The sequence below is a fragment of the Rhodospirillum centenum SW genome (assembly GCF_000016185.1).
In the GTDB taxonomy this organism is placed as follows: Bacteria; Pseudomonadota; Alphaproteobacteria; order Azospirillales; family Azospirillaceae; genus Rhodocista; species Rhodocista centena.
In genome coordinates, this window is record NC_011420.2 from 3,927,901 (window position 1) to 3,948,922 (window position 21,022).

Genomic DNA, 21,022 nt, shown 5'->3' on the forward strand with positions numbered 1-21,022 from the left:
GGGACTTGCCAGGAGAGGGGCGGGCTGCCACGGTCGCCGCCGGTCGGGGGGCTTTCCCGGAGCGGGGTCGGTATGTGCGGCATAGCCGGTGTCTGGAGGTTCGGAGGCGCGCCCGCAGCGGCGCTGGAGGGTGAGGCCGCGGCCATGACCGATCGGCTGCGTCACCGTGGCCCCGATGACGGCGGCGTCTGGGCGGACCCGGCGGCCGGGGTGGCGCTGGGCAACCGCCGGCTCGCCATCGTCGATCTGTCGCCCGGCGGTCACCAGCCCATGCTCTCCGCCGACGGGCGGGTCGCCGTCGCCTTCAACGGGGAGATCTACAACCACCCGGCCCTGCGCCGGGAACTGGAGCGGGAGGGGGTGCGCTTCCGTTCCCGCTCCGACACGGAGGTGCTGGTCGAAGCCATCGCCCGCTGGGGCCTGGACACGGCGCTGGATCGCGCCGACGGCATGTTCGGGCTGGCGGTCTGGCAGCCGGAGCGCGGGTGCCTGACCCTGGCGCGCGACCGGCTGGGGGAGAAGCCGCTCTACTGGGCGGCGGGGCCGGGGCTGCTGCTGTTCGGGTCGGAGCTGAAGGCCCTGCGCGCCCATCCGGACTTCGCCCGGCTGGCCGGCCCGCTGGACGCGACGGCGCTGGCGCGCTACCTGCGCCTCTCCTGGATCCCGGCGCCGCTGACCATCCACAGCGGCGTCCGCCAGCTCCGGCCCGGCTGCCTGCTGGAGGTCGGGCCGGACGGAACGCCGGCGGAACGGCGCTACTGGTCGGCAGAGGCCGTGGCCCGCCAGGGTCTGGCCGACCCGCTGCCGGCGGACGATCCGGACGCTGCGGCCGACGCGCTGCACCGGGTGCTGGCGGAGTCCGTCGCCGCCCGGATGGAGGCGGACGTGCCGCTGGGCGTCTTCCTCTCCGGCGGGGTGGACAGCAGTCTGGTGGCCGCCCTGATGCGGGAACGGGCCGGCCGGCCCGTGATCAGCTTCAGCATCGGTTTCGCCGAGCGCAGCCACGATGAATCGGCCGCCGCCGCTGCCGTGGCCCGCCACCTCGGCACCGAGCACGTCCCCCTGACCGTGACGGCGCGCGATGCGCTGGACCTCGTACCGGCCCTGCCGTCGATCTATGACGAGCCGTTCGCGGACAGCTCCCAGCTTCCGACCCTGCTGCTCTCCCGGCTGGCACGGCGGCAGGTGACGGTCGCGCTGACCGGCGACGGCGGCGACGAGGTCTTCGCCGGCTACGAACGGCACATCTGGGCCGAGCGGCTGGACCGGCTGCGCGGCCGCCTGCCGGGACCGGCGGGACGGCTGGCCGGGACCGCCCTTCTGGGCCTGCCGCCCACCGTCTGGGACGGGCTGATCGGCCCCCTGGTCGGGCGCCGGCGGCTGGCGGACCGGGTGCGCAAGCTGGCCACGGCATTGCAGGCCGGCACGATGGCGGACCTGCATGACAGCCTGCTGGCACGCTGGCCTGATCCCGCTGCCCTGCTGGCCGATCCGCTGCCCTTTGCGGCGGTTCCCGGCGCCGGTCTTGAACCTCCGGCCATCGCTCCCGGCCTGCCGGCCGTCGCCCGGATGCAGCTCGCGGACGCGCTCGGCTATCTGCCCGACGGCGTGCTGGTGAAGGTGGATCGTGCCAGCATGGCAGCAAGCCTGGAAGCCAGGGCGCCCTTCCTCGCCCCCGCCGTCGTCGCCTTCGGCTGGCGCCTGCCGCCGGCGCTGCGTGTCGCCGGGGCGCAGGGAAAGGTGCTGCCCCGGCGCCTGCTGCGCCGCTATCTGCCCGCCGCCCTGGTGGACGCCCCGAAGTCCGGCTTCACGGTGCCGATCGGGGACTGGCTGCGGGGGCCGCTGCGGGACTGGGCGGAACCGCTGCTCGCGCCGCCCGTGCTGGAGGCGGCGGGCCTGCGCCCGGAGCCGGTCCTGGCCGTCTGGCGCCGGCATCTGGACGGGGCCGCCGGACATGGGGAGGCGCTCTGGACGGTGCTGTCCTACGTCGCCTGGACCAAGGCCGGGCCCACCTGACCGGCCGCCGGGGCGCAGCCTTTCCCGCAGGTTCTTCCGCCAGTACTGGCGGAATGGAAACCGTGCGGGGCGGAGACGAATCGCGTTCCCGACCGTATTTCCCTGCACCCGGACCCGGCGTTACCCCTTTCGGCGTAAAAAGGACCCGTCCATATGCCAGCTTGAGCCGCTGGAGCCCGGATGATAGCGAGCGCGTTGGACGTCCAGCGGGCGCGAATATTCGCCCTGCCGCACCACGAAGCAGGTCATCCATGCGCAAGAGCGTGCTTTTCCTGACCGCCGCCCTCATCCTGCCGGCCGGCGCCGCCACGGCCCAGACCCCGGGGGACCCGGTCCGCGGCATTCCGGTGCAGAACCGGCCGCGGCCTGATTTCGACCCGGCCGGGCTGCGTGCCGGGACCTTCCTGGTCTATCCCCAGATCAGCCTCAGCGGCCGCTACGACGACAACATCTTCGCCGACGAGAGCGGCACCGTGGACGATGTCATCTACATCGCCAGCCCGCAGGTGCGCCTCCAGTCGGACTGGAACCGGCACGCTCTGAACCTGCGGGCCGCGGCGGAGATCGGGCGCTACGCCGACAACGGCAGCGAGGATTACGAGGATTACGTCGCTGCCCTGGACGGCCGGCTGGACATCCTGCGCGGCACCACCGCGACCGGCCGCGCCAGCTTCGCCCGGCTGCACGAGGACCGCGGCTCGCCCGACGAAGCCGGCGGCCTGGAACCGACCGAGTACGACCTGTGGACCGCCTCGGCCACCCTGGACCGCTCGCTGGCCCGGCTCGGCGCCCGGCTCACGGCCGACTACCGGGGATTCGACTTCAACGATGTCCCGGCCCCCGGCGGGGCCGTGATCGACCAGGACGACCGCGACCGCGACGAATACGGCGTGGCCGCCCGGCTCAGCTACGCGACCTCGCCGAACCTCGCCGGCTTCATCCAGGCCGCCTACAACTGGCGCCGTTACGAGCGGGAGGTCGGGCGTGATTCGGAAGGCTACCGGCTCACCGGCGGCGTGGCGCTGGATTTCGGCGGCGTCACCAGCGGCGAGATCTTCGCCGGCTACCGCTCCCAGGACTACGACAATCCCGCCTTCCCGACGGCCGACGGGCTGACCTACGGCGCCAGCCTCGCCTGGAACCCCACGACCCTGACCAGCCTGGCGTTCACCGCGTCCAACACGGTGGAGGAGACGACCTCCGACGCAGCCTCCGCCTACGTCGCCACCCTGTTCCGGATCGATATCGACCACGAGCTGCTGCGCAATCTCCTGATCGGTGGATATGCGGGATATCTGGAGAACGACTACGAGCGCATCGACCGCACGGACGACGTCATCAGCCTGGGCGCCAGCCTGCGGTATCTGGTGAACCGCAATTTTCAGATTGAAGGGGGGTACGATTACACGAACCGCGACTCAAATCTGTCGGGCATCGATTATGATCGCAACATAGTGTATCTGCGCCTGACAGGCCTGCTCTGACGCGCGCCGCCGCCCCCTTTTCTGCCGGACTGCGCAGTTATCGGATCAGCACTGCAATCCGCGCGCGAGCCGGATCGACAACGCCCATGCTCCGGTGTTCACAGTCCGGAAAGGGGATGCTATCGTATGCTGCGTTGGCCTGAAGCCGGAGGGCCATCGGCCGTCCGGAATAGGTCGGGTGCGGGTCCGGTGTCACTCACCGGCCAGACAGGGCGGCAGCATGATCCCGAATCCGGGTGAGCGGTCGGACCTCCGGTAGAGCGGTCGGGATGCGGGTCGGATGGCGACGAGCGGAAGCACAGCGCGCCCCGGGGCGGGGGCGGGGGCCGCGCCGGCAGGAATGACCGGCGGGGAAGCCGCCGTGCGCTCCGACCGGCGCATGGCCACGGTGCTGTTCGCCGACATCGTGGGCTCCACCCGTATGGTCGCCGCCGCCGACCCCGAGGATGCGCAGGAGCGGCTGGACCGGGTGCTGCGCACCCTGTCGGCCCATGTGGAACGCTACGGCGGGACCGTCTGCCAGACCCTGGGCGACGGTATCCTGGCCGTGTTCGGCGCCCCCAACAGCCTGGAAGATCACGCGGTCCGCGCCTGCTTCGCGGCCGACGCCATCGTGCGGGAGGCGCGCAGCGGCATGCGCGATGCCGATCCGGTGGCTGTGCGCGTCGGGCTCAGTTCGGGCGAGATTCTCTGGGATTCCGGCGCGCTCAACCGGCAGGACCGTGCCCCCGCGGTGGGCCGCACGGTGCATCTGGCCGCAAAACTGCAACAGACGGCACCGGAAAACGGCGTGCGACTGTCGGAGCCGACGGCCGTCGCCGCGCAGGACTGGGCGGAACTGGCCCTGGTCGGCCGCTTCGCCGTCCTGCCGAAGGATGAAGTCGGCGTCTTCACTCTTCTGGCCATGCGCCACCGCCGCCGCCGGGCGGACGACGACCCGCCCCTGTTCGGCCGTGACGACGTGCTCGGTGAGCTGCAGGCCGCTGTCGCCCGGGCGCTCGACTGTCAGGGCGGGGCCTGCCTGCTGGCCGCGCCGGCGGGCCTGGGCAAGTCCCGGCTGGCCGAAGCCGTCTCCGCCTTCGCCTGGCGGGTCGGTGCCCGTGTCGTCGACTGGCGGATGCACGCGATGCAGCCCGTCGGCGTGGCCGACCCGCTGCACGACCTGGTCACGGCCCTGCTCGACGGCGACCTGCCGGAGACGCGGGCACCGCTGCTCCGCCTGATCGAAGGGCACGGTGCGCGCAAGGTGGCGGCCGAGGCCCTGGCCGACCTGCTGCTGCCCGCGGAAGAGCGCTGCGGCACGGCGCAGGGGGAGGATCTGCTGGTCCTGGCCGCCGAAGCCGTGGGCGATCTGGTCCGGGCCGCGGCCCGGCGGACACCGCTGCTGCTGCTGGCGGAGGACCTGCACTGGGCCGGCAGCAGTGCCGCCGCCGTGCTGGACCGGGTGGTGCCGCTGGTGGGGGCGCTGCCGCTGTTCCTGCTCGGCACCGCCCGGGAGGTGCCGTCCTGGCTGCCCGACGGGGTGCGGGTCGTGGAACTGGCGCCGCTGCCCGACGATGCCGCGGCAGAACTGACCGCCGCGCTGGTCGGCTCGCACCCCGCCCTGGACGAATTGCGCGCCTCGCTGGTGCGGCGGACCCAGGGCAATCCCTTCTTCCTGCAGGAATGCGTCCGCGGCATGGTCGTCAGCGGCCGGCTGACCGGCATTCCCGGCGACTACCGGCCGGCCGGGCTGGGCGACGACCGGCTGCCGGAGACGGTGCAGGCGCTGCTCGCGGCCCGCATCGACACCCTGCCCGAACGGCACCGCACCGTGCTGCTGGCCGCTTCCGTCGCCGGCGCCACCTTCGACGCCGCCCTGCTGGCGGCACTCGTGGGTTGCGGCCGGACCGCCCTGGTGGAGATCCTGACGGCGCTGGCCGACGCGGACTTCCTGGACAACACCCGCCTGCTGCCGCGGCTCGAATACTCCTTCCGCCATGCGCTGCTGCATGAGGCGGCCTATGCCACCCTGACCCGCCGCGACCGCCGGGCGACGCACGACCGCCTGGTCGCGCTGCTGGAATCACCGGACTTCGCCGATCTGGCGGGGCGCAAGGCGGCGATCGCCCGCCACGCTTACCGGAGCGAGGCCTGGGCCAAGGCGGCGGAGGCCGGCGGGGAAGCGGGGCTGGAGGCGTTCCAGCTTTCGCTCACCTCCGAAGCGGTCGATCTCCTCGGCAAGGCCGTGGACGCGCACGACCGGCTGGGCGGGGCAGGGAACGACCCGGCCCGTGCCTTCGACCTGCGTCTGATGCTGGCCCGCGCCACCATGCCGCTGGGGGTGGAGGGTCACGGGCCGGACGTGCTGGACCGGGCCATCGACATCGCGCGGGCGCTGGGCGATCCCGACCGGGAATGCGCCGCCTGGCTGCTGCGCTCCGCCTTCGACTGGGCCTATGGCAGCCTGCGGGACGCCGTAACGTCGGCCGGACACGCGGTCGAAGCCTCACGCGCCGCCGAAGGCGGTGGCGACCCGCATTTCGAGGTCGAACTGCATCACGGCAACATCCTGCTGGAAACGGGCAATGTCCGTGCGGCCCTGCCGATCCTGCGACATGCCGCTGCGATGGCCGCGCAGAACGGGCAGCGTCAGGGCCGCTACTGGGCGTTGGACAGCCACATGATGCTGGACCTCCGTCTGGCCCGCGGGCTGATCGAGATCGGCGAGATCGACGCCGCCCGCCGCCACCTGGCCGCGGCCGAGGAACACGCCGCCGAAAGCCCGTTCCCCTTCACCCGCATCTTCTGCTGGACCTTCATTGCCGAGGATCACCTGCTCACGGGAGGCTGGAAGCTGGCGGCGAGCTATGCCGGGCGCGCCCTCCTGCTCATGGAGCAGACGGGGTCGCGCATCCATTACGGGCTTGCCACGGCACTTGCCGGACTGGTGACGGTCACGCTCGACGGTTCGGAGGAGGGCGTGCGCCAGATCGACAAGGGGCTGGCGCAGGTGCGCCAGCGCCGGACGGCAGCGCACGAGGCACACATTCTTCTGCTGCGTGCCCAGGCCATGGGCCGGCTGGGAAACCACTTCGAGGCGTTGCGGGATGCCGATGCCGCGCTGGCGCTGGCGGAGCGGCGGCACCAGGGCCTCGTGGCCGTGCGGGCCGGCCTGGAATCCGCCCGCCATGCCGGCCAGCTGGGCGATGCCCGCCGCTCGCAGGAGATGCTGGCCCAGGCCCGCACCTGGGCTTCCTCCCTGGGTCTATCGACGCTGCTGGGCCAGTGCGACGGGCTGCATGCCCGGATCGGATCGGGCTTCGCCACGCTCCCGGCTGCCGGCCGCTAGTCCAGGGTCCGCGGGGGGCCTGCCGTAGACAGAACGACCCCCGGACAGCCCCCTTTGTGTGCTGTCCGGTGCTCTCCGGTCAGGGTCAGGCGCTGGCGTCGCCAAGAACCTGTGACAGCAGCGGTCCCTTCTTGCCCGAGACGTGCAGCGCCCGGAAATAGGCGACCAGGAAGGCGCGGATGGTCGCGGTCAGGGTGGACGTCTCGTGCCGCCGCGCGGCGATCATCGAGATGAGCTGGTGGATGGTCGTGCCCTCGATCTCCGCGATCTCGTGCAGGCTCTTCCACATCACGGCTTCCAGACGGACGCTCGTCCGATGCCCGTTGACCCAGACATTGTGGCTGATGAGCTGGCCGTCCACCTCCAGGGCGTCGGGCTCATAGATCGGGACCTTCTGCGGCTTGCTCGGTGCGTTCATCCTGGCCTCCAGACCTTGAGGCAGCGCGGGACGCTGGGGGGCTGCCATCACGGTCGCCGATCATAGAAGGTCACCTGCATAGGATCGTGTGAAGCAGTTCACACGCCTGCGTGCAGTCACGGGATTAAGCATGCAGTCGTCCGGGCGCCGGGCCGGGCCGGCCTCGTCGCCGCCCTTCTCCGGCCGCCGCGGACCAGTTGCTCCAGCCTTCCTGCGAGGTGACCCATGTCCATGCTGATCCGGGGCGCCGACGGCCGCCTCTACGCCATCGAGGCCGATTCCGCCGTCACGGTCGAAGAACCCGTCACGTCCGCCGAGCCTGTCGTCCTTGTCGGCCAGAGCGGCGGCGAGGGTGACTACTTCGGTGGCGCCATCGTCTGCGAGGCGTGATCCCGGCTCGGTCGCGGCGGAACCACACGCCGCGACCGCCCGCCTGGCCGCCGCCGACCGCCTCCCCCCCCCCCCCCCGCACGACGAAGCCGGAGCCGCCGCCATGACCGGACTCCCCGCCGACAGTGCCGACCCGATCCTGCAGGCCGACGCCTGGCGCCGGATCGTCCCCGCCGAGGAGACGGTGGCGCGGCTGAAGCGCTTTCTGCCGATGTTCGGGATCACCCGTGTTGCCACCCTGACCGGGCTGGACACGGTCGGCATCCCGGTGGTGATGGTGAACCGGCCCAACTCGCGCTCCCTCGCCGTATCCCAGGGCAAGGGGGTGACGCTCGCGGCGGCCAAGGCGTCCGGCCTCATGGAATCCGTCGAGGCGTGGCACGCCGAGCGGATCGTGCAGCCGCTGAAGATCGGCTCCTTCGAGGATCTCTGCTACTCCCACGCGATGGTGGACCCCGACCGGCTGCCGCGCCTCAGCAGCAGCCGCTACACGCCCCATACCCAGATGCTCTGGATCGAGGGGCGCAGCCTGACCCGTGACCGCAGCGTCTGGGTCCCCTATGAGATGGTCCACACCAACTACACGCTGCCGCTGCCGTCGGGCCATGGCTGCTTCCAGGCCAATACCAACGGCCTCGCCTCCGGCAACCACCCGCTGGAAGCGGTCATCCACGGCCTCTGCGAACTGATCGAGCGGGACGCCCTGACGCTCTGGCACCAGAAGCCGGAGGAGGCGCAGGACGAGGACCGCCTGGATCTGGAAACGGTGGCCGATCCGGTCTGCCGCGACCTGATCGGCCGGTTCGCCCGCGCCGGGGTCGAGGTCGGCGTCTGGGAGATCACCTCCGACATCGGCGTGCCGACCTTCCTGTGCCGCATCGTGCAGGCCGAGGGGGAGCACGCCACCGGGATCCGGCCGGCGATCGGCTGCGGCACCCATCTGGTGCGCGAGATCGCCCTGGCCCGGGCCCTGACCGAAGCGGCGCAGAGCCGGCTGACCTTCATCTCCGGCGCCCGCGACGACATGGCCCGGGTCGATTACGAACGGATGCTGGATCCTGCCCTCCAGCGCACCTGGCTGGCCCGCATCCGCCATGGCGCACCGATGCGCGACTTCAATGCGGTGCCGGTCTGGGGCGGGCGCTCCCTGCGGAACGACCTGGACGCGCTGCTGGCACGGCTGGACCGCGCCGGGATCGAGGAGCCGGTCGTCGTCGATCTGACCCGGCGCGAGCTGGGCATCCCCGTGGTCCGGGTGCTGGCGCCCGGGCTGGAGGGGGTGGACAGCTCGCCCGACTATGTCCTGGGCGCCCGCGGCCGCGCGGCCGCCGGGTACCGCCCACACTGATCCGGCCCGCACCGGGACAGACACGCTCCGAAAGGGAGGACCGACCATGTCCGACGCCATCGTCTTCCTCGGCCCCACGCTCGCCCTGGCCGATGCCCGCGAGATCCTGGCAGCGGACTACCGCCCGCCGGTCGCCCAGGGCGACGTGCTGCGGGCGGTGATGGACGGGGCGCGGGCGATCGGCATCGTGGACGGTTTCTTCGAGAACGTGCCGTCGGTCTGGCACAAGGAGATTCTGTTCGCCCTGACCAAGGGCGTGCAGGTCTACGGCAGCGCCAGCATGGGGGCGTTGCGGGCGGCGGAGCTGCACCCCTTCGGCATGCACGGCGTCGGCGCCGTGTTCGAAGCCTTCGCCGACAGCCGGCTGGAGGACGATGACGAGGTCGCGGTGACGCACGGCCCGGCGGAGATCGGGTATCCCATCCTGTCGGAAGCCATGGTGAACATCCGCCGCACCCTGTCCGATGCCTTCGGCCGCGGCATCATCGGCACGGGCACCCGGCGCCACCTGGAAGCCATGGCCAAGGCCCTGCCCTACAAGGAACGGACCTACGCCCGCCTGTTCCGCGATGCGGCCACCGCCGGCGTGAACCGGGCCGAGGTCGAGGCGCTGCGCGCGTGGCTGCCCACGGGCCGCGCCGACCAGAAGCGGGAGGATGCGGTCGCCATGCTGCGCACCATGCGCGCGGCGCTGGAGCGGCCCTGGACCCCGGCCACGGTCCTCTTCCCGTTCGAGCACACGACCCTGTTCGAGCGGGCCGCGCGGCCGATCCTGGGTGCAGCCGCATGACGTCTTGCGGTCGAAGGCCCCGCCAGCGGATGCTGGCGGGGCCGGACCGCCCGCCCCGCCGGAGGGGTCCGTTTCCGCGGCCAGCGTGACGCCCGTGCCCAGCGACACAAAGCGCATCGACATCGCCGTGCTCCGGCGCAACCGACTGTTCGGCATCCTGGATGCTGCCGAGATGGAAGCGGTGCTGGCCTTCGCCCAGGTCCGCCGCTTCGCCCCGGACGAGCGCATCTTCACCAAGGGCGATCCGGGCGACTGCCTCTACGCCATCCTGCGCGGCCGGGTTGCCGTCCACACGGAATCGGAGGACGCCAAGGTGATGCTGCTGAACACGCTCGCCGCCGGCGAGGTGTTCGGAGAGATCGCCATGCTTGACGGCGGCGAGCGCACGGCCACCGTGACGGCCGCGGAACCGGCGGACCTGCTGCGCATCGACCGGCGGGACTTCCTGCCCTTCCTGGAGGCGCGGCCGAACCTCTGCATCCGGCTGATGACGGTGCTGTGCGAGCGCCTGCGCTGGACCAGCGCCATCATCGAGGACACGGTCTTCCTCAATGTCCCCCGGCGGCTGGCCAAGCGCATCCTGATGCTGGCGCAGAGTGAAGGCCGGCAGACGCCCGACGGCATCCGTATCGCCACCTTCGTCTCCCAGGATGCCCTGGCGAAGATGCTGGGCGTATCGCGGGAGATCGTGAACAAGACCCTGAAGAGTTTCCAGGCCGACGGCGCCATCGCCTATCGCAGCGGCTACCTGATCGTCCACGACACGGCCTATCTGGAGAAGCTCGCCGGCTGAGCCGCGCCGCCGCGCATGAGAGGTAGATGCCTGCCCGTTCAGGGGATCATTAACCATTCTGGGTCGCAACTGGGGGCATGCACTGTCCCGGATGCCCCCGATGACGCCCCCCATTCCCAGCGGCGCCGCCGCCCTCTATGCCCGTGCCTTCCATGAGGCGCGGGCGTTCAGGCCACATCTGGCCGCGGTGCTGCTGGTCGGCCTGCTGGGCCTGCCGATCACCCTGGTGCTGCCGATCCCGGTCACCCTGGTGGTGGACCATGTGCTGGCCGGCCATCCGGTCCCGGGCTGGCTGGCCGGACTGGTCCCGGCCGCCGTGGCGGCGGCACCCGACCGGCTGCTGCGGCTGGCGGTCCTGGCCGGGGCCTGTCTTGCCCTGCTTTCCGCCGCCCACCACTATCTGGACTGGATGCTGCGCGACTGGCTGGCCGAACGCATGGTGCTGGACTTCCGCGGCCGGCTGCTGCGGCAGGGCCTGACCCTGCCGGGCGGGGCCTTCGAGCGCGGCAGCCAGGAATCGGCCCACCGCATCCAGCACGATGCGCCGGCCCTGCAATGGACGGCGCTCTACGGCATCATCCCGATGGCGGTGGCGCTGGTCTCCCTGGCCGGCGTGCTGGCCGTCACGGCGCGGATCGACGCCGCTCTGGCGGGGGTGGCGCTGGCGACCGCGGTGCCCGTGATCGTGCTGATCCATCTCAGCCAGACCCGGCTGCGCGGCCGCTGGACAACGGTGAAGGACGGGGAGGGGGCAGCCTTCGCCGTGGCGCAGGAGACGCTGGCCGCCAGCCGGCTGGTTGCCGCCTTCGGGCGGGAGGAAGCGGAGACGGAGCGTTTCCTGACGACGGCCGGGACCGCCTTCCGGCAGCGCCAGCGGGTGATCCGGGTGGAGGGACTGCTGACCGTCTCCCTCGGTCTCGCCTCGGGCCTGGGCACGACGGCCATCCTCTATCTCGGCGCCCGCGGCGTGCAGGCGGGCAGCCTCAGCCTGGGCGAACTGCTCCTGGTCATGGGCTATCTGGCCCAGCTCTACGCGCCGCTGCAGCAGATCGGCAGCCACATCACGGGGCAGCAGCGCGCGCTCGTCAGCGCCGCCCGCGCCTTCGCGCTGATGGATGCGGTGCCGGCCGTGACCGACGCGCCCGACGCCGAACCGCTGGCCCGCGCCCGCGGCCATCTCCGGCTGGAGGGGGTCGGTTTCCGCTACGACCCGCGCACCCCGGTGCTGGCCGGCGTCGGGCTGGACATCCCGGCGGGGACCTGCGTCGGCATCGTCGGCCGGACCGGGGCGGGCAAGTCCACCCTGGTGAACCTGCTGATGCGCCAGATCGACCCGACGGAGGGGCGCATCCTGCTGGACGGGCACGATCTCCGTCACATCCGCCTGCGTGACCTCCGCCGCCAGTTCGCCGTCGTGCCGCAGGACCCGACCCTGTTCTCCACCAGCATCGCCGCGAACATCGCCTACGGCGATCCCGATGCCCCGATCGGGCGCATCATCGCCGCCGCGAAGCAGGCGGCCGCGCACGACTTCATCATGGCCCTGCCGGACGGCTATGCCACGCGGGTGGGGGAACGGGGGACGCGGCTGTCGGGCGGGGAACGCCAGCGCATCGCCATCGCCCGCGCCTTCCTGATGGACGCGCCGGTGCTGGTGCTGGACGAACCGACCAGCGCCATCGACGCCACGACGGAGGCGGAGATCCTGGAAAGCCTGGACCGGCTGATGCGGGACCGCACCACCTTCGTCATCGCCCACCGGCTGGCGACCCTGCGCCGTGCCGATCTGGTGCTGCGGGTGGAAGGCGGCCGCGTCGTCCCCGATGCCGCCGATCCGCTGCGGCTGGTATCCTGACCACCGGGCCGGGGCGGACAGGCTAATAATCGACCAGATAGCCCACCAGCTTCGGCCCCAGCTCGTCGGTCAGGCGGCGGGGCAGACGGCGCCAGACCTGCTGCGCCAGCATGTAGCGGGTCTGGAGCAGGCGGCCGGCCCCGACCAGCCGGAGGGGAACCGGCACCGCCCCCCACTTGCGCTTGAAGCGGAAGGTGCCCCCGCCCATGGGCGAGCGGCCGAGATCGACCGTGCGCACCCTGTCCACCAGACACTCGCAGAGCAGGTGCCAGATCAGCAGGTCGCCCGGCGCCTCCGCCGCGGCGCGCCGGTCGGTGGCGATCCAGGGCACCCAGCGCAGATCGCCGTCCGGCACGACGACCATGCCGGCCAGATCATGGCCGGCGGCCTCCGCCAGCAGAATCTCCGCCCGCGTCTCCCGCACCAGCGTCTGCACCAGGGTCGGCGGCAGCATCGGCGCGCCATGGCGGGCCAGCGTGCCGGCCAGCAGCACGGTGAAACGGCGGACCATCTCGGGATCGCGCCCCTGCTGCACCTGGATGCCCGCCTTCTCGGCCCGGCGGACCCGGTTGCGGCAGACCGGGGGGATCAGGTGGCTCCACAGCGTATCGGCATCCACCCCGACAAGCGAGGCGCGCAGCGTGACCGGGTCACCGACGGACGGCGGCGGGGCATCGGGGTCCAGCACACGGATCAGGTGGCGCCGCGGCCCCGCCTCCTGGGCCAGCCGTTCCGCCGCCGCCGGGGTCATGTCGGTGTAACTGAGGAACGGCAGGTAGGACAGCACGCGGCCGCCGGTCAGGGCCGGCACGGTCAGGAAGGCCCCGTCCTGCTCCCAGCCGAACTCGGCCGCCACCACCTCGCGCCACAGCGCGCACAGGCCGGGGCTGAGCGGCCGCGGATCGATCGGGGCCATAGCCATCGGAGCCCGGCCGGAGAAGGGAAACGCCGCAGGGTTTTCCACCATGAGGTCATGGTAATGCAGCGGATGCCGCGGGGGAACGGGTCCGGGCGGGCGGCGCCCCCCTGTCCGGCGCTGCCTGTCCGCACGGTGGTGGCGGCACTGCGGGTCAGCCGCGCCCGTCCAGCCAGATCCAGGTCCAGGACACCAGGGCGATGCCGCCGAGCAGCAGCACGACGATCCCCAGCGCCCGCAGGAACTGCGCCAGCTCCCCCTGTTTCCAGGCGCTGCGGGCCAGCAGCGCCAGATAGAGGGCGATCGTGCCCAGAACGGCCTTCAGCAGCATGGAACGACAGCCCCCTCAGAAGCGGGCCGACCTCTCCACCTGAAGGACCCGGAAGCCCTGACTGCCGAGGAACTTCAGCTCGGCGCGGCGGCGCACATCCCGCTCGGTGGCCGCGGACACGACATAGCGCCGGCCCCGCGCCCAGGACAACCTGTATTCCTCGTCCCCCACGTCGCGGAACTGGGTGTCGTTGGAGACCACCAGCTCCCACAGGGTCTGACCGGGCTGCATCACCCGCTCCATCACGTAGATCCGGTCCTTGGCGCGCTCGCGCAGGCGCTGCAGCTCCTCGTCCAGCGCCGCCTTCTCGGCCTTCTGATGCTCGATGCGGATGCCCACGCGGCCGATCTGGTCGGCCGTGTCCTTGATCTGCCCCTCCAGCCGCTGCTTCGCCCGCGCCAGCTCCACCGGCCGCGCCGCCAGCACCCGCAGTTCCTCGTTCGAGCGGCCGTAGGCGCGGTTGGCCTGGACCATCTTCACGGCGGCGACATAGATGGCGGCCAGCGCCGCGCCCAACAGCAGGAGTTCCATCACGTCGGCTCCGCGAAGCCGGGAATCGAGGCGTTCAGGAAGCGGGTGATGACATAGCCGTAACGGACGGGGAACACCCGCCCGGCCAGTTGCAGCGCCTCCTGCGGCGACGGAGCCCAGATGCGGGCGATGTTGCGGCGGCTCCAGACCCGCGGCTCGGTCTGCGTTGCCGCCGGGCCCTGGTTCATCGCCGCCGGGCTCAGCAGGATCTCCACGTCGAAGGCGGCGTTGCCACTGCCGGGTGTGCCGACCTCGTGGATGATCTCGAAGGTGTCCTGGGCGGCGATGGTGCAGGTCCGGCGGGCCTGCGTCGTCTCGATCACCAGGGCGGCCTCCTCCGCCTCCAGAACCCGCAGGTCGGCCTGGACCTCTGCCAGCCGCGCTTCCAGACCGGCGCACTGTCCTTCCAGGTCCTTCGCCATGCCGCGCAGGCGCAGGCCCTTGCGCCGCGTGTGCGTCGCCGCCGCCGCCTTCATCGCATAGGCGATGACCAGCAGCACCACCGCGGCCAGCAGCGAGCTGGCCGCGAATGCCATGGAATCGGTGATGACCATGCCGCCCATGGGGCCGCTCACCCCAGGACGGACGGGGCGCGGCGGGCGGGCCGCGGCTTTGCCGCCGGCTCGTCCATGTAGATCACCAGATTGACCGAGCCACCGATGACCTGGACGAACTTGCGCCCCGAGGCGGGCAGGCGGATGCGGCGGTCGATGCAGTAGTTGACCAGCGACGCCGCCAGTTCCGCCGCGGTGCGGCGGATCGTGGTGCGCGCGCCGTAATCGTCCTCGACCAGCAGGGTGGCGGCGACCGGATCATCCTCCAGCTCCATCCCGAGGAGCTGGCCGCTGGGCAGGGGCTGACGCTGGCGGCGCATCAGGTCGAGCACCGCCTGCATCACCTCCCGCTCGCTGAAGCTGAGGGTCCGCATTTCCTTCACAGGTCCGTCTCCCGGTACAGGGGGGTATCTCCGGCGGCGCCCACGCCCAGCCTCTCCTGCCAGTCCAGCAGGATGTGCTCCGCCTCGTCGGGGCCGGCCACGATCTCCACCAGCCGCAGCAGCGAGACGATCTGCTCGTCCGCGGTGGCGGCGTCCGCGGCGGTCGTCTCCGGCGCCTGCGCCAGGATGCCGAGCTGTTCGGTGGCGCGCCGCACGGTGTGGCAGAGCCGGGCCGTCTTCTCCTGCATCTGGGGCTTCAGACCGACCTGCGGAGCGATGCGGGCGCAGCGGCGGTAGGCGCGGGCGAACTCCTCGGCGCGGGCGATCTCCTCCGGCGTGGCGGGCCGTGGCAGCAGATCGGGCCGGATCAGGTCGCGCTCGGCCGCAGCCAGCACATGCCCCAGCAGCTCGTGATCGGCGGGACCGATGACGCGCTCCAGGATCGCCTCGGAGATGACGGCGCGGGCCTGATCCACCCGGCGCACCATCTTGCGCTGGTCGGGATGCTGCAAGGTCGCGGTCATGGACTCGAAGCCGTCCAGCAGCCGCTCGGCGATGGTGGCGATCTCGCGCGCGGCCACCCCTTCCTTCAGCATCCGCGGCACCGATCCGGACTGGCGCAGCAGGTTCTCCAGGGCGAAGACACCGACCTCCCGTGCCACCGCGTCCTTCTCCTGCTGCGGGGCGTCCAGGCGGGTGTCCGCCAGCACGGTCAGCAGGTCGCCCGGCCGCAGCATGCGGGCGGACAGGGCCAGCAGGAAGGGGGCGACGCTACGGATGTCCTGGGCCGCCAGTTCCTTGATCGTCCGGCGCAGCACCTCGACATGGAACTCGGCCAGGGCCTGGACCGGCCGGTCGGGCAACCGCGCCTTCACCGACTGCAACGGCGCACCGATCCCGGTCACGGCCACGAGAACCGCGACCTGCCGCAGCACGTCGTCGTCGCGGCCGAACAGGCGGATGCGGGTCTTCTGGTTCTGGTGCGCCTCGTCCAGCGCATCGCCCAGCGCCCTGGCACCGTCACGCCAGAGCGCCTCGCCCTCCCGCACCAGGGCCACCGCATCGTGCCCGTCCACCCCGGCAAGGATGACCTCCAGGCGGTCCAGCCGCGCTGCGCCCAGCCGCTCGGCGACGATGCGCCAGCACGGGTCCAGGGTGGCACGGGAGATGCGCGACAGCCGGCGATGGTAGGTGCCGATGTCGTCCAGCAGGTCCTCCACCGGCAGGAAGAACAGGCGCATCGGCAGCAGCCGGCGGGGCGGGCGCAACTCCGTCATGCGGGGCCGGATGACCTGCATGGCGTCGGCGATGTCCGATCGGTGGCGCACCTTCTCGAACAGCTCGACGATCTTCAGGAACTTGGAGTCCGTCAGGGCGGTCGCCGAGGCGGCAAGCTGCCTCCATTCCTGGCTCTGCCCGCTCATGCCAGCTTCGCCTTCACGGTCTCGATGCGCCGGATCGCATCGTAGTCCAGCCCGCCCGTGCGCCAGTCCTGGTTGGCGCGGACCCAGCGCCGCTGTACGCGGCGCAGGTCGTCCATGTCGAAGTTCTCGTTCGCGGCCAGCTCCTGCACCGGGATGATCGGGGCGATGCGGAACAGCTCGCACATGGCCAGCCGCTGCACGTCGTCGGACTGGGCGCGGCTGTCCTCCCAGTGCTGGCAGATGTAGTCCCAGCCGTCCAGCAGCCAGGACAGGCTGGTGACGCCGGAGCGCACCTCGCGCAGTGTCTTCTCCTCGCCGGTCACGACAGGACGCAGCCGGCCCAGCAGGGGATCGACCCGGGCCAGCCGGGCGGCGGCAATCGTCAGGGTCTGGTCGGCGCATTCGGCCATGAAGCGGGCGAGGGACTCGGCCTCCGTCGCCTCCGTCACGGCCCAGGCGGCGACATCGTCGCGGAACCACTCCAGCCGGTGCATGAGCTGGCGCAGGCGGCCGGGCTGCGGCGCCTGGGGCAGGCCCAGCGGCGTCAGCAGGGTGCTCAGCTCCTCCACCCGGCCGTAGAGCGTGTCCGGCACCATGCCGAACCCTTCCGCCACCCGGGTCAGGGCTGCCTTCGCCTTCTGCCGCATGGCCTCGCTGTCCAGGCCTGCGCGCAGAAGGTCGGGAGCCCGGGTCCCGACCAGCTTCAGCAGCTCCAGCACGAAGACATAGTTGGTCAGGACGGTGTAGTCGCGGTCCAGCGCCAGTGCCTGCCTGGCCTGGGCGGCGGCGGCCAGACCGGCGAAGCCGCGCGCCGCCACCTGCAAGGAGCAGAGCCGGATCGTGTCCGGCGCGTTCGCCTTCGTCTCCAGGATCTCCCGGTGCAGGGCGCGGTCGTGCAGCGTGATCCGGATGACCTCCGGCAACGCCTTCCAGCCGAACACATAGGTTCCCTTGCCGCCGGAGAACCCGGGCAGCAGGCATTCCAGCCGCTCCTGCGCATCCATCCGGATGCGGGCCTGCGCCAGAATGGGGGTCGTGAAGGGGACGCAGACGCCCCGTTCGGCGAAGGTGGACGGCCGTCCCTGGATGACGCCGACCTGAGGATTGGAAACTGGCGCCGATGCACTCACGGAACGCTCATGACCTCCGGGTCATCGCTCCGCCGTCCGGCCCCGGGCAGTGCGGATGCGTCCGCCGGACGGTCAGATAGATAAAATTGCAGATAACCATACAGGAGGGGCCCGCTTCTTTGGAAGGGGCGCATTGCTTCGTTTCAAGAAAAACTATCGCCGGGATCGCCGAATATGGCGGCTGATCTGTTAATGGACTGTCAACGGCGATGAATTAATGTGTTAACTGTAAAATATGTCCGGAGGATGCAAATGTTCTGTCTCGCCTGGACTGGCTTTCTATGGGTGATGGTCAGCCCAGGGTTTTTTCAACTTCAAGACCGGCGATGTCATGCATGCGGATCAGACCAAGCACACGCCCGTCTCCATCCACGACCGGCAGAACATAGATCTGCGTCGGCGTCTCCATGATCTCCAGCGCCTCCAGCGCGGTGATCGACGGCCCGCAGGTGCGCGGTGCCGCGCCCATGCAGGCCCGCGTATCCATCTCCAGGAAATTCTTGCCGTGGGCGGACAGGCCGCGGCGCACGTCGCCCTCGGTGACGATGCCGGCCAGACGGCCGTCGGCATCCACCACCAGGGCGGCGCCGTTGGGGTGACGGGTCATGGCCAGCAGCGTCTCGACCACCGACGTCTCCGGCGTGACCAGGGCCACCCCGCCCGGCGCCTTCACCATCAGGTCGGCAACGCGGGAGCCCAGCACCACGCCCAGCGTACCGCCGGGATGGTTGCGGGCGTACTCGTCCACCGTGAAGCCGCGCCGGCGCGCCACGGCGATCACCAGCGCGTCGCCCAGGGCCAGCATGGCCGCCGTGCTGGCGGTCGGCAGCCGTGTCTCCGTCGCCTCGCGCTCGACATGGACGCGCAGGGTCCAGTCGGCGATGCGGGACAGCGCCGACGGCACGCGGGAGACCATGGCGGCGACGCGGGCGCCGCGCTGGATGGCGCAGCGGCCGAGATCGACCAGCTCGCGCGTCTGTCCGCTGTTGGACAGCAGGATCAGCAGATCGTCCGGCCGCAGCCCGCCCAGTTCGCCGTGCAGCGCGTCGGTCGTGCTGTAATACCAGGCGCGTGTGCCGACCGAGGCCAGCTTGCTGGCCAGCAGGCGCGCGATCAGGCCGGATTTCCCGACCCCCGCCACCAGCGTGTTCGTGTCCCGTGTACCGATATGATTGACGACGTTCAGGAAACCGTCGTCCAGGCTCTGCTCCTGGGCCAGCACGGTCTTCGCCTCGATGTGGAGAAGATCGCGGGCGGAGGCGATGATCGGGTCGTAAGCGGACACGGGGGCACAATCCCTCTTGTTAACCGACGCCGGGTTACGCCAGGGTTTACCGCATGTCGCGGACCGGCACAGCCCCCGCCGCGCGCGCCCCAGCTTCCCATCCAGCGAAGGGCCCGCAGACCCGCCGCGGGACAGCCCTGGTCCGCGGCCGCCACCGGTTGACAGAGACGGTCGCGACGCGCCCCCTGCTGCCCGATCCGGCGGCGCAACGGCGCCGGAAACGGCGGTTTTTACGGAGAGCGGAGCGATGGGACGGGGCGACCCGGAACGGTGCCACGGTGGTGCCGGCATGGCCGTGGAGTTTCCCGGCAGGGTGGTGGACGCGGGTCGCATCTGCACGGTCCGCATGGCTGGGAACGGGGACGCCGCCCGGCCATGAGTACCGCGACGACCACAGCCCCCGGCACGGGGAACCAACCCGTCGGCGCCTGGACCCCGCTACGCCGTCCGGTCTTCCGGGCGCTCTGGCTGGCGACGCTCGTCTCCAACGTCGGCACCTGGATGCATGATGTGGGTGCCGCCTGGATGATGGCGACGCTCGCCCCCAGCCCGCTGATGGTGGCGCTGGTGCAGGCGGCGACGACGCTGCCGGTCTTCCTGCTGGCGCTGCCGTCGGGCGTGCTGGCCGACATCTTCGACCGCCGCCGCTTCCTGATCCAGGCCCAGCTCTGGGGAGCCGCCGCGGCCGCGGGGCTGGGGGCGGCGGCGCTGGCCGGGCTGGTGACGCCGCCCGTGCTGCTGCTCTTCACCTTCCTGATCGGCGTCTCGGCCGCCGCGTCCGCCCCGGCCTTCCAGGCCATCGTGCCGGAACTGGTGCCGCGGTCGGAACTGCCGGCAGCGGTGGCGCTGAACAGCCTCTCCATCAATGTCAGCCGTGCCATCGGCCCGGCGGTCGGCGGCTTCATCGTAGCGGCGTCGGGGCCGGTGGCCGTCTTCGTCCTGAACGCCGTCAGCTTCTTCGCCGTCATCGCCGTGCTGCTGACCTGGCGACGCGAGGTCCCCTCCAGCGGGCTGCCGCGGGAACCGTTCTTCGGCGCCATGCGCACGGGCCTGCGCTATGTCCGTTCCGCCCCGGACTTCCGCCGCGTGCTGGTCCGGGCCATGGCCTTCTTCTTCTCCGCCAGCGCCGTCTGGGCCCTGCTGCCGGTGGTGGCGCGGGACCGGCTGGGGCTGGACGCGACGGGCTACGGCTTCCTGCTGGCGGCCCTGGGGGCCGGGGCCGTCGGTGGAGCACTGGTGCTGCCGCGGCTGCGCCGGCGCTTCTCCAACAACCGGCTGTCGGTCGGGGCGACAGTGCTGTTCGCCGCCGTCTCCGTGGCGCTGGCGCTGCTGCGGCAGCCGGCGGCGGCGGGGATCGCCCTGGCACTGGCCGGGGCCGGCTGGATCACGGTGCTGTCCAGCTTCCATGTCGCCGGCCAGACCTCCCTGCCGGGCTGGGTCAAGGCCCGCGGTCTGTCGCTGTTCCTGGTCGTCTTCTTCGGCGCCATGGCGGCGGGCAGCAGCCTCTGGGGTCATGTCGCCGCCAGCCACGGCATCCCTGCGGCTCTGCTGGCCGCGGCCGCCGGTCTGATCCTCGGCCTCGGGGTGGTGCCATGGAATCCCCTGCGCGCCATGGACCAGGGCGATCTGGTACCCTCCGCCCACTGGCAACCCCCGCCCGTCCATGCCGAGCCCGCCCCCGACCGCGGCCCGGCCCTGGTGACGGTGGAATACCGCATCCCGGCCGCCGGCACGGCCGCCTTCCTGGGTCACATGCGGGATCTGGAGGCCAGCCGCCGGCGCGGCGGTGCGGTGGACTGGGCCGTCTATGAGGATGTGGCCCGGCCGGGCCGCTGGCTGGAAACCTTCGTCACCGCGAACTGGCTGGACCATCTGCGCCAGCACGACCGCGTAACGATGGCGGACCGGCGCCTGCAAGAGGCCATCATGGCTCTTTGCGAACCCGGAACGACCCCGCAGGTGGAGCATTTCGTCGGCCCGGCCCGCGGTCGTTCCACGGGCGCAATGACATCCGCTCCGGAATAGGGACGCCGTTCCCGCAGG

18 protein-coding genes are annotated in these 21,022 nt (G+C 71.5%); 9 read left to right on the forward strand and 9 right to left on the reverse strand.

What is annotated here, in order from left to right:
• Positions 1 to 72 precede the first annotated feature (72 nt).
• The 3 genes from asnB to RC1_RS18100 all read left to right on the forward strand — a co-directional run bounded on the left by asnB (position 73) and on the right by RC1_RS18100 (position 6,831).
• Entirely contained in the window at positions 73 to 2,016 is a 1,944-nt protein-coding gene (gene asnB, locus RC1_RS18090; protein WP_012568897.1) for an asparagine synthase (glutamine-hydrolyzing), read from the forward strand.
• Between the two features lie 251 nt (positions 2,017 to 2,267).
• Positions 2,268 to 3,500, forward strand: coding sequence for an outer membrane beta-barrel protein (locus RC1_RS18095; RefSeq protein WP_012568898.1), 1,233 nt, complete (start codon positions 2,268 to 2,270; stop codon positions 3,498 to 3,500).
• A 361-nt stretch (positions 3,501 to 3,861) separates the two neighbouring features.
• Complete coding sequence (locus RC1_RS18100) at positions 3,862 to 6,831, forward strand: ATP-binding protein (protein ID WP_184446251.1); 2,970 nt, start codon at positions 3,862 to 3,864, stop codon at positions 6,829 to 6,831.
• Between the two features lie 85 nt (positions 6,832 to 6,916).
• On the opposite strand, the gene RC1_RS18105 is transcribed toward RC1_RS18100, so the two are convergent.
• On the reverse strand, positions 6,917 to 7,249 hold the full coding sequence (locus RC1_RS18105) for a ribbon-helix-helix domain-containing protein (protein ID WP_012568900.1): 333 nt from the start codon (positions 7,247 to 7,249) through the stop codon (positions 6,917 to 6,919).
• Positions 7,250 to 7,474: 225 nt separating this feature from the next.
• Between RC1_RS18105 and RC1_RS21900 the strand changes: the two genes are divergently transcribed.
• From RC1_RS21900 to RC1_RS18125, 5 genes are all read left to right on the forward strand, one after another.
• Positions 7,475 to 7,639 carry a hypothetical protein gene (locus RC1_RS21900; protein ID WP_184446253.1) on the forward strand — a complete coding sequence of 55 codons (165 nt, stop codon included), beginning with the start codon at positions 7,475 to 7,477 and terminating at the stop codon, positions 7,637 to 7,639.
• Positions 7,640 to 7,742: 103 nt separating this feature from the next.
• Positions 7,743 to 8,987, forward strand: coding sequence for a YcaO-like family protein (locus RC1_RS18110; RefSeq protein ID WP_012568902.1), 1,245 nt, complete (start codon positions 7,743 to 7,745; stop codon positions 8,985 to 8,987).
• A 46-nt stretch (positions 8,988 to 9,033) separates the two neighbouring features.
• On the forward strand, positions 9,034 to 9,777 hold the full coding sequence (locus RC1_RS18115; RefSeq protein ID WP_012568903.1) for a TfuA-like protein: 744 nt from the start codon (positions 9,034 to 9,036) through the stop codon (positions 9,775 to 9,777).
• Between the two features lie 94 nt (positions 9,778 to 9,871).
• Positions 9,872 to 10,570, forward strand: a complete 699-nt coding sequence (locus tag RC1_RS18120; protein WP_234703796.1) for a Crp/Fnr family transcriptional regulator — start codon at positions 9,872 to 9,874, stop codon at positions 10,568 to 10,570.
• A 100-nt stretch (positions 10,571 to 10,670) separates the two neighbouring features.
• Entirely contained in the window at positions 10,671 to 12,425 is a 1,755-nt protein-coding gene (locus RC1_RS18125) for an ABC transporter ATP-binding protein (RefSeq protein WP_012568905.1), read from the forward strand.
• A 22-nt stretch (positions 12,426 to 12,447) separates the two neighbouring features.
• Here the strand turns inward: RC1_RS18125 and RC1_RS18130 are convergent, their stop codons facing one another.
• From RC1_RS18130 to RC1_RS18160, 8 genes are all read right to left on the reverse strand, one after another.
• Positions 12,448 to 13,341, reverse strand: a complete 894-nt coding sequence (locus RC1_RS18130; protein ID WP_041785535.1) for a GNAT family N-acetyltransferase — start codon at positions 13,339 to 13,341, stop codon at positions 12,448 to 12,450.
• Positions 13,342 to 13,495: 154 nt separating this feature from the next.
• Positions 13,496 to 13,672, reverse strand: coding sequence for a hypothetical protein (locus RC1_RS21905; RefSeq protein WP_012568907.1), 177 nt, complete (start codon positions 13,670 to 13,672; stop codon positions 13,496 to 13,498).
• 15 nt (positions 13,673 to 13,687) lie between these two features.
• Positions 13,688 to 14,203, reverse strand: coding sequence for a hypothetical protein (locus tag RC1_RS18135; protein WP_012568908.1), 516 nt, complete (start codon positions 14,201 to 14,203; stop codon positions 13,688 to 13,690).
• Complete coding sequence (locus tag RC1_RS18140; RefSeq protein WP_012568909.1) at positions 14,203 to 14,766, reverse strand: hypothetical protein; 564 nt, start codon at positions 14,764 to 14,766, stop codon at positions 14,203 to 14,205. Before RC1_RS18140 ends, RC1_RS18135 begins: the two co-directional genes overlap by 1 nt.
• Before the next feature lie 8 nt (positions 14,767 to 14,774).
• Positions 14,775 to 15,131, reverse strand: coding sequence for a hypothetical protein (locus tag RC1_RS18145; RefSeq protein WP_012568910.1), 357 nt, complete (start codon positions 15,129 to 15,131; stop codon positions 14,775 to 14,777).
• 5 nt (positions 15,132 to 15,136) lie between these two features.
• Positions 15,137 to 16,564, reverse strand: coding sequence for a hypothetical protein (locus RC1_RS18150; RefSeq protein ID WP_012568911.1), 1,428 nt, complete (start codon positions 16,562 to 16,564; stop codon positions 15,137 to 15,139).
• A complete protein-coding gene (locus RC1_RS18155) occupies positions 16,561 to 17,694 on the reverse strand; it encodes a hypothetical protein (protein ID WP_012568912.1) in 1,134 nt (377 codons plus the stop codon). Before RC1_RS18155 ends, RC1_RS18150 begins: the two co-directional genes overlap by 4 nt.
• Positions 17,695 to 17,986: 292 nt before the next feature.
• Positions 17,987 to 18,979 carry a KpsF/GutQ family sugar-phosphate isomerase gene (locus RC1_RS18160; protein ID WP_012568913.1) on the reverse strand — a complete coding sequence of 331 codons (993 nt, stop codon included), beginning with the start codon at positions 18,977 to 18,979 and terminating at the stop codon, positions 17,987 to 17,989.
• A 375-nt stretch (positions 18,980 to 19,354) separates the two neighbouring features.
• On the opposite strand from RC1_RS18160, the gene RC1_RS18165 reads away from it, so the two are divergent.
• A complete protein-coding gene (locus tag RC1_RS18165) occupies positions 19,355 to 21,004 on the forward strand; it encodes an MFS transporter (protein WP_012568914.1) in 1,650 nt (549 codons plus the stop codon).
• The last annotated feature ends 18 nt before the right edge of the window (positions 21,005 to 21,022 follow it).

Bases quoted from the DNA above. Each gene is read 5' to 3' on its own strand.
- RC1_RS18130 (WP_041785535.1), bottom strand. From the start codon at position 13,341: ATGGCCCCGATCGATCCGCGGCCGCTCAGCCCCGGCCTGTGCGCGCTG.
- RC1_RS21900 (WP_184446253.1), top strand. From the start codon at position 7,475: ATGTCCATGCTGATCCGGGGCGCCGACGGCCGCCTCTACGCCATCGAG.
- RC1_RS18110 (WP_012568902.1), top strand. From the start codon at position 7,743: ATGACCGGACTCCCCGCCGACAGTGCCGACCCGATCCTGCAGGCCGAC.
- RC1_RS18095 (WP_012568898.1), top strand. From the start codon at position 2,268: ATGCGCAAGAGCGTGCTTTTCCTGACCGCCGCCCTCATCCTGCCGGCC.
- RC1_RS18125 (WP_012568905.1), top strand. From the start codon at position 10,671: ATGACGCCCCCCATTCCCAGCGGCGCCGCCGCCCTCTATGCCCGTGCC.
- RC1_RS18145 (WP_012568910.1), bottom strand. From the start codon at position 15,131: ATGCGGACCCTCAGCTTCAGCGAGCGGGAGGTGATGCAGGCGGTGCTC.
- RC1_RS18165 (WP_012568914.1), top strand. From the start codon at position 19,355: ATGAGTACCGCGACGACCACAGCCCCCGGCACGGGGAACCAACCCGTC.
- RC1_RS18150 (WP_012568911.1), bottom strand. From the start codon at position 16,564: ATGAGCGGGCAGAGCCAGGAATGGAGGCAGCTTGCCGCCTCGGCGACC.
- RC1_RS21905 (WP_012568907.1), bottom strand. From the start codon at position 13,672: ATGCTGCTGAAGGCCGTTCTGGGCACGATCGCCCTCTATCTGGCGCTG.
- RC1_RS18115 (WP_012568903.1), top strand. From the start codon at position 9,034: ATGTCCGACGCCATCGTCTTCCTCGGCCCCACGCTCGCCCTGGCCGAT.
- RC1_RS18140 (WP_012568909.1), bottom strand. From the start codon at position 14,766: ATGGGCGGCATGGTCATCACCGATTCCATGGCATTCGCGGCCAGCTCG.
- asnB (WP_012568897.1), top strand. From the start codon at position 73: ATGTGCGGCATAGCCGGTGTCTGGAGGTTCGGAGGCGCGCCCGCAGCG.
- RC1_RS18105 (WP_012568900.1), bottom strand. From the start codon at position 7,249: ATGAACGCACCGAGCAAGCCGCAGAAGGTCCCGATCTATGAGCCCGAC.
- RC1_RS18135 (WP_012568908.1), bottom strand. From the start codon at position 14,203: ATGGAACTCCTGCTGTTGGGCGCGGCGCTGGCCGCCATCTATGTCGCC.